21 protein-coding genes are annotated in these 13,781 nt (G+C 56.0%); 19 read left to right on the top strand and 2 right to left on the bottom strand.

Annotated features, from left to right (window positions below; genetic code table 11):
• Nucleotides 1-6: 6 nt before the first annotated feature.
• Genes ACF8MC_RS06240 through ACF8MC_RS06175 form a run of 14 tightly spaced genes read left to right on the top strand, consistent with a single transcriptional unit; the run spans nucleotide 7 to nucleotide 9,132 of the window.
• A complete protein-coding gene (locus ACF8MC_RS06240) occupies nucleotides 7-399 on the top strand; it encodes a hypothetical protein (protein WP_103773933.1) in 393 nt (130 codons plus the stop codon).
• Nucleotides 386-787, top strand: a complete 402-nt coding sequence (locus ACF8MC_RS06235) for a DUF4054 domain-containing protein (protein WP_164105783.1) — start codon at nucleotides 386-388, stop codon at nucleotides 785-787. The genes ACF8MC_RS06240 and ACF8MC_RS06235 overlap by 14 nt, the downstream gene beginning before the upstream one ends.
• Entirely contained in the window at nucleotides 784-1,347 is a 564-nt protein-coding gene (locus ACF8MC_RS06230; protein ID WP_164105782.1) for a hypothetical protein, read from the top strand. Before ACF8MC_RS06235 ends, ACF8MC_RS06230 begins: the two co-directional genes overlap by 4 nt.
• Nucleotides 1,334-1,723: a head-tail adaptor gene (locus ACF8MC_RS06225; RefSeq protein ID WP_164105781.1), complete on the top strand. Its 390-nt coding sequence runs from the start codon at nucleotides 1,334-1,336 to the stop codon at nucleotides 1,721-1,723. Before ACF8MC_RS06230 ends, ACF8MC_RS06225 begins: the two co-directional genes overlap by 14 nt.
• Nucleotides 1,713-2,261: a hypothetical protein gene (locus ACF8MC_RS06220; protein WP_080435746.1), complete on the top strand. Its 549-nt coding sequence runs from the start codon at nucleotides 1,713-1,715 to the stop codon at nucleotides 2,259-2,261. The genes ACF8MC_RS06225 and ACF8MC_RS06220 overlap by 11 nt, the downstream gene beginning before the upstream one ends.
• 2 nt (nucleotides 2,262-2,263) lie before the next feature.
• Nucleotides 2,264-3,745: a DUF3383 domain-containing protein gene (locus ACF8MC_RS06215; RefSeq protein WP_164105780.1), complete on the top strand. Its 1,482-nt coding sequence runs from the start codon at nucleotides 2,264-2,266 to the stop codon at nucleotides 3,743-3,745.
• Between the two features lie 11 nt (nucleotides 3,746-3,756).
• Complete coding sequence (locus ACF8MC_RS06210; protein ID WP_060424625.1) at nucleotides 3,757-4,197, top strand: phage structural protein; 441 nt, start codon at nucleotides 3,757-3,759, stop codon at nucleotides 4,195-4,197.
• 10 nt (nucleotides 4,198-4,207) lie between these two features.
• Nucleotides 4,208-4,636 carry a phage tail assembly chaperone gene (locus ACF8MC_RS06205; protein WP_103101205.1) on the top strand — a complete coding sequence of 143 codons (429 nt, stop codon included), beginning with the start codon at nucleotides 4,208-4,210 and terminating at the stop codon, nucleotides 4,634-4,636.
• A gap of 56 nt (nucleotides 4,637-4,692) precedes the next feature.
• Nucleotides 4,693-4,818 carry a DUF6889 family protein gene (locus ACF8MC_RS06200; RefSeq protein WP_015377522.1) on the top strand — a complete coding sequence of 42 codons (126 nt, stop codon included), beginning with the start codon at nucleotides 4,693-4,695 and terminating at the stop codon, nucleotides 4,816-4,818.
• The gene (locus ACF8MC_RS06195) at nucleotides 4,815-6,821 is read left to right on the top strand and encodes a lytic transglycosylase domain-containing protein (protein ID WP_164105779.1); all 2,007 of its coding nucleotides are present in this window, start codon (nucleotides 4,815-4,817) and stop codon (nucleotides 6,819-6,821) included. Before ACF8MC_RS06200 ends, ACF8MC_RS06195 begins: the two co-directional genes overlap by 4 nt.
• Nucleotides 6,821-7,426 carry a phage baseplate protein gene (locus ACF8MC_RS06190; RefSeq protein ID WP_164105778.1) on the top strand — a complete coding sequence of 202 codons (606 nt, stop codon included), beginning with the start codon at nucleotides 6,821-6,823 and terminating at the stop codon, nucleotides 7,424-7,426. Before ACF8MC_RS06195 ends, ACF8MC_RS06190 begins: the two co-directional genes overlap by 1 nt.
• Complete coding sequence (locus ACF8MC_RS06185; RefSeq protein ID WP_060445566.1) at nucleotides 7,423-7,728, top strand: phage baseplate plug protein; 306 nt, start codon at nucleotides 7,423-7,425, stop codon at nucleotides 7,726-7,728. Before ACF8MC_RS06190 ends, ACF8MC_RS06185 begins: the two co-directional genes overlap by 4 nt.
• A 3-nt stretch (nucleotides 7,729-7,731) precedes the next feature.
• Nucleotides 7,732-8,793 carry a hypothetical protein gene (locus ACF8MC_RS06180; RefSeq protein ID WP_287146075.1) on the top strand — a complete coding sequence of 354 codons (1,062 nt, stop codon included), beginning with the start codon at nucleotides 7,732-7,734 and terminating at the stop codon, nucleotides 8,791-8,793.
• Nucleotides 8,794-9,132 (top strand): hypothetical protein, encoded by a 339-nt coding sequence (locus ACF8MC_RS06175; RefSeq protein ID WP_287146074.1) that lies wholly within the window; start codon nucleotides 8,794-8,796, stop codon nucleotides 9,130-9,132.
• Between the two features lie 101 nt (nucleotides 9,133-9,233).
• On the opposite strand, the gene ACF8MC_RS06170 is transcribed toward ACF8MC_RS06175, so the two are convergent.
• Both ACF8MC_RS06170 and ACF8MC_RS06165 read right to left on the bottom strand, forming a co-directional pair.
• A complete protein-coding gene (locus tag ACF8MC_RS06170; RefSeq protein ID WP_079451383.1) occupies nucleotides 9,234-9,599 on the bottom strand; it encodes a hypothetical protein in 366 nt (121 codons plus the stop codon).
• 89 nt (nucleotides 9,600-9,688) lie between these two features.
• Nucleotides 9,689-9,916 (bottom strand): hypothetical protein, encoded by a 228-nt coding sequence (locus ACF8MC_RS06165; RefSeq protein ID WP_287146071.1) that lies wholly within the window; start codon nucleotides 9,914-9,916, stop codon nucleotides 9,689-9,691.
• Nucleotides 9,917-10,125: 209 nt separating this feature from the next.
• On the opposite strand from ACF8MC_RS06165, the gene ACF8MC_RS06160 reads away from it, so the two are divergent.
• Genes ACF8MC_RS06160 through ACF8MC_RS06140 form a run of 5 tightly spaced genes read left to right on the top strand, consistent with a single transcriptional unit; the run spans nucleotide 10,126 to nucleotide 13,781 of the window.
• Nucleotides 10,126-10,896 (top strand): Gp138 family membrane-puncturing spike protein, encoded by a 771-nt coding sequence (locus tag ACF8MC_RS06160; protein WP_287146070.1) that lies wholly within the window; start codon nucleotides 10,126-10,128, stop codon nucleotides 10,894-10,896.
• The gene (locus ACF8MC_RS06155) at nucleotides 10,893-11,243 is read left to right on the top strand and encodes a hypothetical protein (protein WP_287146068.1); all 351 of its coding nucleotides are present in this window, start codon (nucleotides 10,893-10,895) and stop codon (nucleotides 11,241-11,243) included. Before ACF8MC_RS06160 ends, ACF8MC_RS06155 begins: the two co-directional genes overlap by 4 nt.
• Nucleotides 11,236-12,426: a baseplate J/gp47 family protein gene (locus ACF8MC_RS06150; protein WP_287146067.1), complete on the top strand. Its 1,191-nt coding sequence runs from the start codon at nucleotides 11,236-11,238 to the stop codon at nucleotides 12,424-12,426. The genes ACF8MC_RS06155 and ACF8MC_RS06150 overlap by 8 nt, the downstream gene beginning before the upstream one ends.
• Nucleotides 12,423-13,001 (top strand): DUF2612 domain-containing protein, encoded by a 579-nt coding sequence (locus ACF8MC_RS06145; protein ID WP_392423160.1) that lies wholly within the window; start codon nucleotides 12,423-12,425, stop codon nucleotides 12,999-13,001. Before ACF8MC_RS06150 ends, ACF8MC_RS06145 begins: the two co-directional genes overlap by 4 nt.
• Nucleotides 13,002-13,781: a hypothetical protein gene (locus tag ACF8MC_RS06140; RefSeq protein ID WP_287146064.1), complete on the top strand. Its 780-nt coding sequence runs from the start codon at nucleotides 13,002-13,004 to the stop codon at nucleotides 13,779-13,781.

Genomic DNA, 13,781 nt, shown 5'->3' with positions numbered 1-13,781 from the left:
AAGCACATGAAGCAATCACTGGTAAAAATCCGCGTACATACGCCATTCACTTTCACGCACCTGAATTATGAGGTGGAGAAGTTCGCTGTTGGTGTGCACTCGGTGGCGCCGGAGGTAGCCGAAAACTGGTTCATCCAGGAATATGCGGAAATTCTCGACGACGGCCAACCAGACAACGCCGGCGCGCCAGCGGAGGTGCTGGCGCAGATCGCCGACCTTCAGAAGCAGCTGGCGGAGGAAAAAAGCAAAGTAGCCGATCTGACGACGGAACGTGACGAACGCGATCAGATCATCGCCGAGCACGTCGCCACAATCGGCAAATGCGATGACACGATCGCCGACCTGCAGAAGCAACTGGCGGCGGCGCTGACTGAGGGCGCGAAAGGTGGCAAAAAATAACCATCTGCCGACCGTCGATAAATTCCGCGAAGATTTCCCGCAGTTCGGCAACGCCGTCACCTTTCCCAACGCTCAAATTCAATTCCGCTTAAATCTGGCTGACCAACTGCTCGATGAAAACAATTTCGGCGAGGTATTCCCATACCTGGCCGAGCTTTTTGTCGCGCACTACATGGCGCTCCAGGCGGCGGATAACCGGGCGGCAGCGATCGGTGGCGGCGGGGCGAATAGCGGCGTTGTGTCGTCGAAATCGGTCGACAAAGTCAGCGTGAGCTATGACAGCAGCGCCACGATGAACCCGGACGCGGGCTTCTGGAACAACACCCGCTATGGCGCCGAATTCTGGCAGTTGATCCAGATGTTCGGCATGGGAGGGCGGCAGCTATGAAAAGCGGATTGAAGGTGCGGGCCGATCGGTCGCAGGCCGTTTTTTCTGCGTTGAATGAAATCGCGCGCCGCGACGTCTTGGTCGGGATCCCTGAATCGGCATCAGAACGACAGCCGGAGGATGGTGAAAAGCCCGGGATAGGAAACGCACAGATCGGCTACATCAACGAGTACGGATCGCCGGCGCAGAACATCCCGGCGCGCCCGCACCTTCAGCCCGGAGTGAAATCGGTGCATGCCGAGACCACCGCGAAAATGAAGGCCGCGGCGCAAGCGGTGTTTGATGGTCGCGCCGGCGCTGCTACTGCGGCGCTGGAGTCGGCCGGCACGGTCGCCAGCCAGGCGGTTAAAAGCTACATGACCAGCGCCGATTTTACGCCGCTGTCGCCAGCAACGCTAAAAGCCCGGGCGCGCCGCGGGCGCAAAGGTGCGGCTAAAGAATTGCAGAGCCGGGCCGCCGGCAACGCGCCGGACAACGCCAACGCTCGCCCCCTGATCGATGAGGGGCAATACCGGCGCGCGATGACCTACCTCGTGAGGGATAAAAATGCCAACTCTTGACGTTACAGACGTGCTTTTCGATCCCGAGTTTTGCGACACCTCCCTGATTGTCACCCGCAACCTGCAGACCGTAGACGATGACGGCTTCGCCACCAATGCCCCGGTTAAAATGCCGTTTGCCGGAGTGGTTATCGTCGATAGGTCTCTCGAAGCGCGGCGCATGATAGCGGGGCAAGTGGTCACCGGCGCAATCCTGATTGTGACCACTGAGCGGCTCACCGCTGGGCAGACGGCACGCGACGCGGACATCGTGACCTATCAGAACCGTGATTACCGTGTGACCTTTGTCGACCCTTACACGGCTTACGGCGCGGGATTCGTTCAGGCGCATTGTGAGCTGCTGCCGTTCGATGGAGGGATCCCCGTTGAGCAATAACACCAGCACGCAGGCCGGTTACCTGACGCCAATTTCGCCCGGCCCTGATTATGATGAGGCGCTCGAACGTGCGCTAAATCGTTGGGTGCTCGGTATAACCGGGCTGCCGCCGGGCAACGTGCGGCCGCGCTGGACACCCACACAGCCACCATTGATGCCGCCTGATGTGGACTGGTGCGCCGTGGGGATCTCCGGCTTTATCGGTGATGATAATCCAGCGTTTACGCGGCAGAGCGACGACAGCGCGGAATTGTGGCGCCACGAGGTGACCGAGTGCCTGGCGTCGTTCTATGGGCCGCATAGCCAGCGCATAGCGTCAATTTTTCGTGATGGTTTGACCCTGTCACAAAACAACGATCAGCTGATCGCCGTCGGTCTGTCGCTCGGCAGCATCGGCGACATCATTCCTTTCCCTGAACTCATCAACAACCAGTGGGTGCGCCGGTATGACATTACCGTCCGCCTGCGCCGCAAGGTTGTCCGCGAGTACGGCATCAAGCCGATCGCAGAGGCAACGGTAAAATTCTTCGGAGAATAATTATGGCTCAGCAGGGGTTACCTGTTCGTAACGTCGTCGGCGTTGCGATTAATATGGCCTTGCGCGCGGCGCAGGCTCGAAACTTTGGTTCGTTGCTGATTATCGGGGCATCGCCGGTGATTGACGCCAGCGAGCGGATGCGCGCTTATTCCGGCATTACCGGCGTGCAATCTGACTTCGGCATCCAGGCGCCTGAGGCGTTAGCCGCTCAGGTTTACTACTGGCAGCGCCCGCAGCCTATTGATCTGTACGTTGGCCGCTGGGTAAAAGTGGACACGGCCGCCGCGTTGCGCGGGGCAATCCTGAATACTGCGCAGCAGGCGATGACCAATTTCACAACCGTGACCGATGGCGCGATGAAAATCAGCGTCGATGGAACGGTAAAAACGGTATCCGGCGTTGACCTGTCGGCAGAAACCAACCTGAACGGCGTCGCCGCCCGGGTGGCGGAAAAGCTGACCACGGCGACCGTCGTCTGGGATGCGAATAACGCGCGCTTTGTTGTGACGTCGAAAACCACCGGTGAGACGTCCGCCGTTGGCTATGCGACACCAAACGCCACGGGCACCGACATCTCCATCCTGATGGGCATTCTTGAAGGCACCGGCGCGAAAATTATCGCCCGCCAGCCGGCGGAAACTATCGCTGAATGCGTCGCGAAATTTATCGACCTGTCGTCGAAATGGTATGGCCTGTATATCGCCGAAACGATTTCTGATGATGATGTGCTCGCCGTTGCCGGCCTGATCCAATCCGATGATGTTTCCCGCATCTACGCCCATACCGCGCAAAACACTGCCGTGCTCGATGCGGACAACAACACGGATATTGCCAGCCGGTTGAAGGCGGCCGCGTTCGGTACAACCTGCGTGCAGTATTCCAGCCAGAGCCCTTACGCCGCGGTATCGATTCTGGGCCGTGCCTTTACGGTCAATTTCGCCGGCTGGCGCACCACGATCACTATCAAATTTAAGCAAGAGCCGGGCATCGTCGCGGAAACGCTGACACAAACCCAGGCGCTGACCCTGCAGCAGAAAAACTGCAACGTGTTCGTCAATTACGACAACGACACTGCAATCCTGCAAGAAGGCGTGATGTGTAACGCTGATTTCTTTGACGAGCGCCACGGCCTGGACTGGCTACAGAACTACGTTCAGACCAACTACTACAACCGCCTCTATACCAGCTCGACAAAGGTTCCTCAGACCGATGAGGGCATTACCGATCTGCTGACCAACGTCGAAGCATCACTGGCGCAGGGCGCTGAAAACGGTCTGATCGCGCCTGGCGTGTGGGGTGGCGACGGTTTCGGCGCGCTGAATACCGGCGACACGCTGACAAAGGGGTATTACGTCTACTCCCCGCCGATTGCACAGCAGGCGCAAGCGGAGCGCGAAGCCCGCAAAGCCCCGGTGATGCAGGTGGCAATCAAACTGGCCGGCGCCGTGCACTTCGGCGACGTCATCATCAACGTTAACCGCTAAGGAGCCGGGGAATGCCTACTTATAGCTTTTTGGATGTGTCCGCCAATATCACCGGCATCGGCGGTTCGATTGACCTCGGCAACGGTGCGGCGACGTCTGACGAAGGGATCGTCGTTGCAATGGGCGGCGACAAAAACACGATGGTGACCGGCGCCGATGGTGAGGGGATGCACAGCCTGCACGCCGACAAATCGGGGACGATCACCGTCAACCTACTCAAAACCAGCCCGACGAACGCCAAGCTGTCGGTGATGTATAACGCGCAGTCGCTGTCATCTGCGACCTGGGGCAACAACGTCATCGTGATCCGCAACAAATCCAGCAACGACGTGACCACGGCGCGCGGCGTCGCGTTCAAGAAATTGCCGGATTGGCAGAACGCCAAAGACGGCAATACCGTCGCCTGGGTGTTCGACTGCATCAAGATCGACCAACTGCTCGGCACGTTTTAAGGGGTAATGCATGGAATTTGAAATTAAGGGCCAAAAATACCGCGCGGCCAAGCTGAATGTTTTCGAGCAGTTGAAAGTTTCCCGAAAGCTGCTGCCGCTGCTGTCCGGCCTACTGGGGGAAATTAAGGTGTTGCGCCAGCTGAAAACCGGGCAGATTTCGATTGAGGATGCGCTCAAAGTGGCGCTACCGGTGATCGCCCAAACGCTGGCGGACATCAGCGACGATGACAGCAACGCGATTATTCATCCCTGCCTGACGGTGGTGTCACGCCAGAATGGCACCGTCTACACGTCGATCTTTACCAGCGGTCAACTGATGTTCGATGACATCGACATGATGGACATGCTGCAGATCGTCGCGCGCGTGGTCGGGGACTCGTTGGGAAATTTTTTGCCCGAACTCCCCGACAGCGAGACGAAAGACCAGCCGCCGGCCTGACGCTGGACGTCCTGCCGGGCGGCGAGGATTACCTGTTACGCCCGGTGGATGCCGGCATGTGCAGCTTTGAAGCGCTCAAGGATGGGCGCCTCGATTTGTTCGACGTCGCGCTGATGAATGATTACCTGGACATGAAAGCGGATAACGAAGCCCGGATCGCCAGGTGGAGAGAGGATCAATGAACGCTGAAACCATCAAGGATTTTTTGATTTCTCTGGGATTCGAAATCGACTCCACCGGCGAGCGAAAATTCTCGGCTGTTGTCGCCGGCGTCACGGCGAACGTGCTCAAAATGGGGGCGGCTGTAGAAGGGGCTGCGCTGACGATCGTCGGCTTCACCACGCAGATCGCCAATGGCCTGGATAAAGTCTATTTTGCATCGCAGCGCACCGGCGCCTCAGTGGCGGGCATCCGCGCGTTGGGATATGCCGCCTCGCAGATGGGAGCAGACGCGGCCGCGGCACAGGGCTCGCTGGAGAGCCTCGCGCGATTCATCCGTAACAACCCGGGTGCCGAAGGTTTCCTGAACCGCCTGGGCGTACAGACGCGCGGTGCGAACGGCCAGATGCGCGATGCCGCCGCCATTTTTACCGGTGTCGGCGATAAGCTGCGCAGCATGCCGTATTACCGAGCGAATCAGTATGCGCAGATGCTGGGGATCGACGAAAACACGCTCCTCGCCATGCGCCGCGGCATCAATGGTTTTACTGCCGATTACCAGAGCATGCTGAAAGCCACCGGCCTGAACGCCGACCGCGCGGCGCAGCAATCCAATAAATTCATGACTTCCATGCGCAGCCTGACCGCGCTGCTTGGCATGGCAAAAGACAAAATCGGCTCAGATCTGGCCGGCGGCCTGAGTGGCTCACTGGATACGCTGCGCCGGCGCATCATGGACAATTTTCCGAAGATAGAGGGATTCATCACCAAAACTGTTCGGGGTGTTCTCTGGTTAGCCGAGGTTTTCGGGCGGATGCTTTACCGTGGCTATCAGGCTATCGATCAGTTGATCACCTGGTGGAAAAGCCTCGATACCGAATCGCGCAAACTGATCGGGATTTTCGGCGCGCTGCTGGTTGCCTGGCGGCTGTTGAATAGCGCTTTCCTTATGTCGCCGATTGGGATGATCACTGCGCTTATCGTGGGTATCGGCCTGCTGTGGGACGATTACCGTACCTGGAAAGAAGGCGGCAAAAGCCTCATCGATTGGGCGAAGTGGGAGCCGGCTATCACCCAGGCCAAGAACGCGATGATCTGGCTGCGTGACAAGCTGCTCGAACTGAAAGACGCCGTCGGCGGCTGGAAAACTGCGCTGGAAATTTTGGCCGGTTTCGTGGCTGTTACCTGGGCGGCGAAAATGGTCAGTGCGATCGGCTCCGTGACTAAAAGCGTCGGTGGCCTGTCAAAAGCGATGGGCGGCCTGGGCAAAGTCGGCGTGATCGGCGGCTTGCTTGCGGTCGAAGAGGCTGTCGTTAAACCTCTCGAGGGGAAATACTCCTGGCTGACCAACAACCCCGTCGCCAATTTCCTGAACCAGCTCCCGGGCAGTGACACGGCCGACGAATGGGGGCGCAAACTGCTGCCGTGGCGCCGTGGTGAGCCTACGCAATATGGCCAGTCGGTGCGCCGGCCGCAGGCTACAAAAGCCGGGGCGGCGCTGTTGGGATGGCTGCAGCCCAAACTGACGCAGCTCGAGGCAATGTACAACCTGCCGGCGGGCCTGCTGCGCAGCGTTGCGCTAACCGAATCTGGCGGCAATCAGTTTGCTGTTTCCGGTGCCGGCGCGAAAGGCTTGTTCCAGTTCATGCCTGGCACCGCCCGGGACATGGGGCTACGTGGCGATGACGTCTTCGACCCGTCCAAATCAGCGGCGGCCGCTGCTCGCTATCTGGGTATGCTGCTGCGCATGAATGGCGGCGATCTGGAAAAAACGCTGGCGTCCTATAACTGGGGGATCGGCAACGTTCAGAAGCACGGCATGGGGCTGATGCCGGCGGAGACGCGCAACTACATACCTAGGGTGCTCAGCAACATGCCAGGCGCCGGCGGGAACAGCCTGAATCAGCAGACGGTTATCAATATCCACGGCGTTAACGATCCCGCGCGCGCAGGGATGGAAGTCGCCGATCGTCAAACTGGCGTGAACTCCCGCCTGACCCAGCAACTCTATGCGAGGCCGCAATAATGGATATTCTCTCCGTCCTGTTTTCTCAGCAGACCCGGAAGATCGGCGGCATCATCCCGAGCGTGGCAATCTCGGAAAAACACAGCGACACGCTGGAGATCACCGAGCACCCGATCGAGGATGGCGCGCCTGTCAGCGACCACGCCTACAAGCGGCCGCCGGAGGTGACGATGGAGCTGGGTTTCGCCGGCGGCGGCTCGCTGCTGGATGGCGTCGACACAACCCAGTTTATCGACATCAACAGCGGGCGGACGCTCAGCAGCGGCCCGCGAGAAGTCTATAAGCAGTTGCTCGCGTTGCAAGAAAGCCGCTTGCCGTTCGACGTCACCACCGGCAAACGGCAGTATCAGAACATGCTGATCCGCTCGCTGGATGTCACGACCGATCGCGCCAGTGAAAACGTGCTGATGTGTGTCCTGACGCTGCGCAATGTCATCATTTCCCGCACGCAGAGCATTTCGGTTGCGGACAAAGCCAACATGGCCGACGGCGTCAGCACGTCGGCGGTGCAGAACTCCGGCACGAAATCGGCCAAGCCGGTCAACGAAAGTTTGCTCTCCCAGGCGCAGCGCGGCGCGCTGGGAGTGCTGGGAGGTTTCGGGTGAACATTCAGGAAATTCCGCTGACGCCGGACAATCAGCAATTCGGGATCGCGCTGGGCGGCCAGCAGATGAATATGCGGCTGACTTGGCGCGATGAGGCTGGCTGGTTGCTCGACCTCATGGACAGCGCCGGCGGCGCGCTGGTGAATAGTGTGCCGCTGGTGCCTGGCGCCAACCTGCTGGCGCAGCATGCGCACCTGGGGTTTACCGGTGCGCTGATCGTCATGGTCGACAACAACGAACCAGAGCTACCGACGAAAACCAACCTCGGGATCGGCAGCCATCTTTATTTTGTGCAGGAGTAGGGCATGAGTCAGAACTGGATGCGGCATTTTGAGCTGCAGCTGCTGGACCAGCAGGGCAGCGGCATCAGCCTGTCAGATTTTAAAGTCACTTTCCGCATTGAGTGGGCCGATACGCGGTGGCCGCGCGTCGCCAACGTCAAAATTTACAACCTTTCGCCGGATACCCAAAACCGGATTCTGGGCAGCGAGTTTTCAAAAATCCGCATGATTGCCGGCTATGATGGGATAGCCCCAGATGCAGACGCCACTCAGGTCGGCGTAGCGCGGCCGGTGGACCCGAAGAAATCAGGCCAGCGGGACGGCCAGAACTTTGGCCTGATTTTTGAGGGAGATCTGCGCTTCACGATCACCGGCAAAGACAACCCGACCGATTCCTGGGTGCTGATTCAGGCCGTGGGCGATCATGAGGCGTTTCTCTATGCGACGGTTAACACCACGCTCGCCGCCGGCTATACCGTGGCTGACGTGTACAATGCCGCCCTGAAAAGCTTCAGCGCCTACGGCATCACCCAGGGGATCACCGGAACTTTTCCTGATACGGTTTTTCCTCGCGGGCTGGCGCTGTTCCAATCCGCGCGCGATGTCATGGACTCCGTTGCCGGCATGTGTAAGGCCACCTGGCAGCTGATTGACGGCAAGCTGCAGATGGTCAACGAGAACAAATACATTCACGAGGCTATCGTGCTGAACAGCGAAACAGGGCTGATCGGCATGCCTCAGCAAACGATGGGCGCCGGCGTTAACGTGCGCTGCCTCATCAACCCGAATATTCGCATTAATGGCCTGATCCAGCTCGACCAGGCATCAGTTTACCGCGCAGCGCTATCCGACAGTGAGATTGCCCAATCCAGCGGCCGCATCAGCGAAACCGACCAGAACGGAAATCGAGTTGTCGCCGGTTCCCTGCAGCAGCCCTCCAGCATTGCTACGGACGGCGTGTATATCGTGAAAGCGATCGACTATACTGGCGACACACGGGGCCAGGCGTGGTACATGGATCTGATGTGCTTTGCGCTCGGCTCTGCTGATCTTCTTTCTGATTCAGCAAAGAACAGGACGGTTTAAATGTTGAAGGCATTCGCCGCAGTCGTAGTTTTTATCTCTTCATCTTGCCTTGCGGATACTCAATGCGGGCCTTTTCTACTCACTCCGGGGCCTAGTGATGGGTGGTTCAGGATCAACAACGCTAAGCCAGAGTCGCAAAAAGTTACGTTTTTGAAGGCAAAAGAAGACTACGACAACATCAAAATTGATTGGAGGGTTGCGTCCAATCAACCTGGCAAATGGGTGGGGCTGGAGTACATCAAGCGTGATGGTAAAGCATTTTTAAATGCCCAATTACTTCAGGCCAGCATGGACGCGCCGCGCCAGTATGCGACGTATGACTGTGTGAAGATCAATTAGCAGAATATAATTGCTAAGCGTTATTATATAACGCGCGTCAAAAAATGACGCGCTTAGATGATTTTTGGAACGTAATTTGATGTTCTGATTACTGAACGACTTTACTCGTCCTTAATTTTATCCCAGCGATAAGCTTGATAATCTAAGTCTGAGCGACAGTTTTCGCAATAAGTTTCATCATTCGCATAATAGTCATATAGCTGCGAGTCAGGGAGTCTGGCACCACAGAGAATTGTTTCGTTGTCATCATGCATTTTTCTGTTGCATGTAAGACCTTCAATTAAAGGCCTTACAGCCCGCTCGAATACAAACCTTTGGTCATCGGATAGGTTTTTATCAGTTTTTTCTGCAACCACTTGCTTCGATACTCCGACCGCAGAGCCAGCTTTTACCCCGGCTGACTTTGCCGAGTCTTCAATGATTTCAACCTCGTTGTTTACTATGTAGTCAAGTGCGTCAATGTTCATGTGTTACCTATTCGGTTATAATGTTTTGATAGGAATTAGTTCAAGGCAAACAATATCAATTTGAATTATTTGTCATTCAATATAACCCGTTACCGATATCCATCTTTAGTTAATTGGTCTCGGATGCTCTCCCAGACCATGTCTGGGACAGGTTCAATCATAACACCCTTAAGCTTTTCAATCAGGTCATTTAAGGATGTGGCAATTATTGCCGCCATGTCACCGATTACATCTCCTCCTTTGGCTGTGCCACTATAATAGTTCCCGTGGTCCCGGAAGTCGATGACACAACTATCTGTAACTTTGACAAGACTCATATTTATCTCCTTTGAGGTTTTACGAACCATGAAATTAAATTTGAAGTGTGTGTTTCTAATAATTTCAAAGGTAAGTTAATTTTTTTTTGAATAAGAGAAATTTAAGCTTTATGCCTTGTTTTATCAATACAGGAAACTCGACATGGCAAAAATAAACGTGCTTGCATTCGTACAACCCGCTTCGGCGGGTTTTTTTATGGGGAAAATTCATGCCCGTATCCCTTACATCTCAAATCGGCGATAAGCAGCAGGCCGACCAGGCGCTGATCGACGCCATCAACGCGGGAATGCGCGTATCGATCCCCGGCATCATTCAATCCTTTGACCCGGGAGATGAGACAAGAGCTCCTACATGCGTCGTGTTGCCATCAGTGAAGGGTTACGAGCCGGACAGTATCGGCGGCGGTAATTCCTCCAGCCTGCCGCTGCTGGTGGATATCCCAGTCATTTTCCCGCGTGGCGGCGGCGTCACGCTGACGTTTCCGGTTAAGGCGGGGGATGAGTGCCTGCTTGTTTTTTCAGACCGCTGTATCGATTTTTGGTGGCAGAACGGCGGGGTTCAGGAACCGGTAGACGGCCGTATGCATGATCTTGCGGATGGAATTGCGATCCTCGGCTTACAGTCCTGCGCCCAAAAAATAGCAAACATCAGCACCAGTACAGCACAGCTGCGCACCGACGATGGCGCCGCATTTATCGAACTCGACCCAGGCAGCCATGCCGTTAACGTCACCACGCCAGGCAAGCTGACCGCCAGCGCGCAGGGCGGCACGGAGATCAACTCCCCCGAGATCGTACTCAACGGCAACGTGACGATTAACGGCAACCTGTCGCAGGGCATGGGTGACGGTGGCGGCACGGCGACAATGCTGGGGCCGGTCAACGTGACGAACGACGTCAACGCCGGGGGCATCAGCCTGCAGACGCACAAGCACGGTGGTGTAGAAATCGGCGGCGGCCAGACGGGAGGCCCGCAGTGAGATACCGGAAAGAAGACAAGAACGGCGATTACAGCTTCGGGCGCGGCGAGGGTGATTTCTTCATTGACACGCCCGAGGCTGTGGGCATGGCAGTGATCAGCCGCCTGCAGCTGCGAAAGGGCGAATGGTTCCTCGATACCACCGCCGGCACCGACTGGACGCAGATACTCGGCAAATACACGTCGGGCCTCTATGACATCGTGATCCGCGAGCGCATCCTCGGCACGCCGAACGTGACCGAGATCGTCGAGTACCAGAGCCAGCGCGATGTCGATACGCGCGACCTTTTGATCACCGCCACTTTAAACACTGCCTTCGGCCAAACCTCGGTAACCACCTATGTATGAAGACATTATCGATTCGATGCTGCCAAAAATAACGGCGGCAGGGATGAGCGCGCCTGAATTCCAGACCATCCTCACCGGGTGGCAGACGATTTTTCGCGGCATTTATGGCGATGACATCTACATCGAGCCAGACAGCAAAGACGGCGTGCTGTTGTCGCTGATCGCCTACGCGATGCACGGAGGTAACAATGCGGCGATCACCACCTGGAATGCGTTTAGCCCGGCGACCGGCACCGGCGCGGGGTTGGCGAGTAACGTCAAAATCAACGGCATCAGCCGAAAGGCGCCGTCAAATTCCACGGTTGACGTGAAGCTGATCGGCCAGGTTGGCATAGTTATCAGAAATGCCTCAGTACGCGATAGCGCTGGGAACCTCTGGGATTTACCTGCAGAGGTGGAGCTCGATATTCACGGCCAGGCGGTGGTAACCGCGACGGCGCAGAAGGCAGGCGCCATCACCGCGCTGCCCGGCGATGTTTCGCAAATCGCCACACCTACGCGCGGCTGGCAATCCGTCACGAACCCTGAAGCGGCCACCGCCGGTAAGCCGGTAGAAACTGACGCAGAGCTCCGCCAGCGCCAGGCGCTCAGCGTCGCGCTACCGTCACGAACGGTCATGGAGGGGCTGATAGGCGCCATTGCCAATGTCACCGGCGTGACGCGCTATAAGGGCTACGACAACGACACTTCGGAAACTGACATCAACGGCGTGCCGGCGCATGCGGTTTCGATGGTTGTGGATGGCGGTGACGCTGAAGAAATTGCCAAAATCATCTCCGTGAAAAAATCGCCAGGCGCGCCGACGTTCGGCACGACGACGGTGATCGTCAAAGATGCCTATGGCACAGACAAGCCGATCCATTTTTTCCGGCCGACCAAAGTTCCGATTTACGCCGCTATCAAAATTAAGGTGCTTCCTGGCTACACCAGCGACATCGGCGAAGACATAAAAAAAGCCGTGTCTGACTACATCAACACGCTTTACATCGGTGACACCGTTTATTTTTCCCGGCTCTATGTTCCCGCCACGCTGGGAAATGCCGCCAGCGGGAAAACCTATGACCTGATGACGGTGAGCATTGGAAAAGATGCAGTCACGATGAGCGAGGCCAACATTCCGATCCTGTTTAACGAGTCTGCGACCTGTTCGCCGGAGAATATCGCAATTATCACGGTGGCATGATGACCAACAAATACACCGCATTAATACCCGCTTATCACTGCCAATTCCCCAACTACTTCGCCACCGTCAGTGCGGTCACTGAGGCGTTCGCACGTCAACAGGACAGCACGCGCGGCATCGTGCCGGCGTTTGACCTTGACAGCGCCATTGGCGCCCAGCTCGATGTAATCGGCCTGTGGGTGGGGCGCGGGCGTCGCATACGTGCACCGGCAGTGAGCCATTATTTTTCGTTCGATGATCCCGATCTGGGTTTCGACCTTGGGACATGGAAGGGGCGCTACGACTACGGCGACGAGTATATCGATATGGATGACGACACCTATCGAACGGTACTGCGTGCAAAAATCGGCGCCAACAACTGGGACGGTACTGTAGAAACGCTGCCCGCCGTTCTGGCGGCTATTTATCCGAAAGGCGGTATCACGATCACTTTTTCGGACAATCTCGACATGAGCATGACGATCACAGCTCGAGGGGCCGTAATACCGGCAATCACGAAAGAAATTATTCGGCAGGGGTATCTCTCGATTAAACCGATGGGGATCGCCGTAAATTATGAAGTTGTGGAGGGATAAATGGCGAAGAATGAATTTAAACCGTTTGCCATCGGTGAGTATGCGAACGTGTTATCACAGAATGAATATGAATCACTACCCGCTGTAGGGGCGGGATTTACCTCTGGTGTCGCAAAAAGTGAAGAACTTAACAAGGTATGGCGGCAATCATCCGTGATGTCATCCGTATTAGGTGATTTCATTTCCATTAACTCCGGTGATGATGTGTTGGATGATGGTGATACGAGCAAGGTTTTACAATCACTGATTAAAGCATTATCAAAACCAATAATTAATTTTAGTCACCCTGTCGGCATGGTTGCTTGGTTTGCTCAAAATAAAAACCCTAACGAAATTTTTCCAGGTACTACGTGGGTATACCTTGGTGAGAATAAAACCATCAGGTTATCGAAACCTGATGGGAGTGATTTGCTTGAATCCGGTGGGGCGGATCAAATAATCATCAGTAAGGAAAACCTGCCAAATATAGCGTTATCTGTCAGCGGCACTGCTGATGAAGTAGATCTCGGCTCTCGGCAAACAGATACCCAGGGCAGACATAATCATAGGTCTGGCATGGCAGGCCCAGGTGCTTCATACCAAGACTATATAGTTGGGTCTGATAATGATTCACATAGGCCGCTTACTTATACAAGTGACGACGGTGAACACGCACACACGGTAAATATTGGTACGCATTCACATAATGTTAGTGGTTCAACAGAAACCCTTGGCTCTGGGAATTCAATTAATATCACCAATGCTTACGTCAAATTAATGGGCTGGTATCGCACCGCTTAA

It is taken from the genome of Serratia sp. LACPHL-BACT-2024-00286 (assembly GCF_043109535.1).
Taxonomy (GTDB): Bacteria; Pseudomonadota; Gammaproteobacteria; order Enterobacterales; family Enterobacteriaceae; genus Serratia; species Serratia sarumanii.
The sequence above is the reverse complement of the archived record's forward strand: the minus strand, read 5'-3'. Positions and strand labels throughout refer to the sequence as shown.

Coding starts and splice junctions, on each gene's coding strand:
- ACF8MC_RS06165 (WP_287146071.1), bottom strand. CDS start 9,916: ATGAGTCTTGTCAAAGTTACAGATAGTTGTGTCATCGACTTCCGGGAC.
- ACF8MC_RS06195 (WP_164105779.1), top strand. CDS start 4,815: ATGAACGCTGAAACCATCAAGGATTTTTTGATTTCTCTGGGATTCGAA.
- ACF8MC_RS06145 (WP_392423160.1), top strand. CDS start 12,423: ATGATGACCAACAAATACACCGCATTAATACCCGCTTATCACTGCCAA.
- ACF8MC_RS06210 (WP_060424625.1), top strand. CDS start 3,757: ATGCCTACTTATAGCTTTTTGGATGTGTCCGCCAATATCACCGGCATC.
- ACF8MC_RS06160 (WP_287146070.1), top strand. CDS start 10,126: ATGCCCGTATCCCTTACATCTCAAATCGGCGATAAGCAGCAGGCCGAC.
- ACF8MC_RS06190 (WP_164105778.1), top strand. CDS start 6,821: ATGGATATTCTCTCCGTCCTGTTTTCTCAGCAGACCCGGAAGATCGGC.
- ACF8MC_RS06225 (WP_164105781.1), top strand. CDS start 1,334: ATGCCAACTCTTGACGTTACAGACGTGCTTTTCGATCCCGAGTTTTGC.
- ACF8MC_RS06180 (WP_287146075.1), top strand. CDS start 7,732: ATGAGTCAGAACTGGATGCGGCATTTTGAGCTGCAGCTGCTGGACCAG.
- ACF8MC_RS06200 (WP_015377522.1), top strand. CDS start 4,693: ATGTGCAGCTTTGAAGCGCTCAAGGATGGGCGCCTCGATTTGTTCGAC.
- ACF8MC_RS06205 (WP_103101205.1), top strand. CDS start 4,208: ATGGAATTTGAAATTAAGGGCCAAAAATACCGCGCGGCCAAGCTGAAT.
- ACF8MC_RS06140 (WP_287146064.1), top strand. CDS start 13,002: ATGGCGAAGAATGAATTTAAACCGTTTGCCATCGGTGAGTATGCGAAC.
- ACF8MC_RS06150 (WP_287146067.1), top strand. CDS start 11,236: ATGTATGAAGACATTATCGATTCGATGCTGCCAAAAATAACGGCGGCA.
- ACF8MC_RS06240 (WP_103773933.1), top strand. CDS start 7: ATGAAGCAATCACTGGTAAAAATCCGCGTACATACGCCATTCACTTTC.
- ACF8MC_RS06230 (WP_164105782.1), top strand. CDS start 784: ATGAAAAGCGGATTGAAGGTGCGGGCCGATCGGTCGCAGGCCGTTTTT.
- ACF8MC_RS06215 (WP_164105780.1), top strand. CDS start 2,264: ATGGCTCAGCAGGGGTTACCTGTTCGTAACGTCGTCGGCGTTGCGATT.
- ACF8MC_RS06175 (WP_287146074.1), top strand. CDS start 8,794: ATGTTGAAGGCATTCGCCGCAGTCGTAGTTTTTATCTCTTCATCTTGC.
- ACF8MC_RS06170 (WP_079451383.1), bottom strand. CDS start 9,599: ATGAACATTGACGCACTTGACTACATAGTAAACAACGAGGTTGAAATC.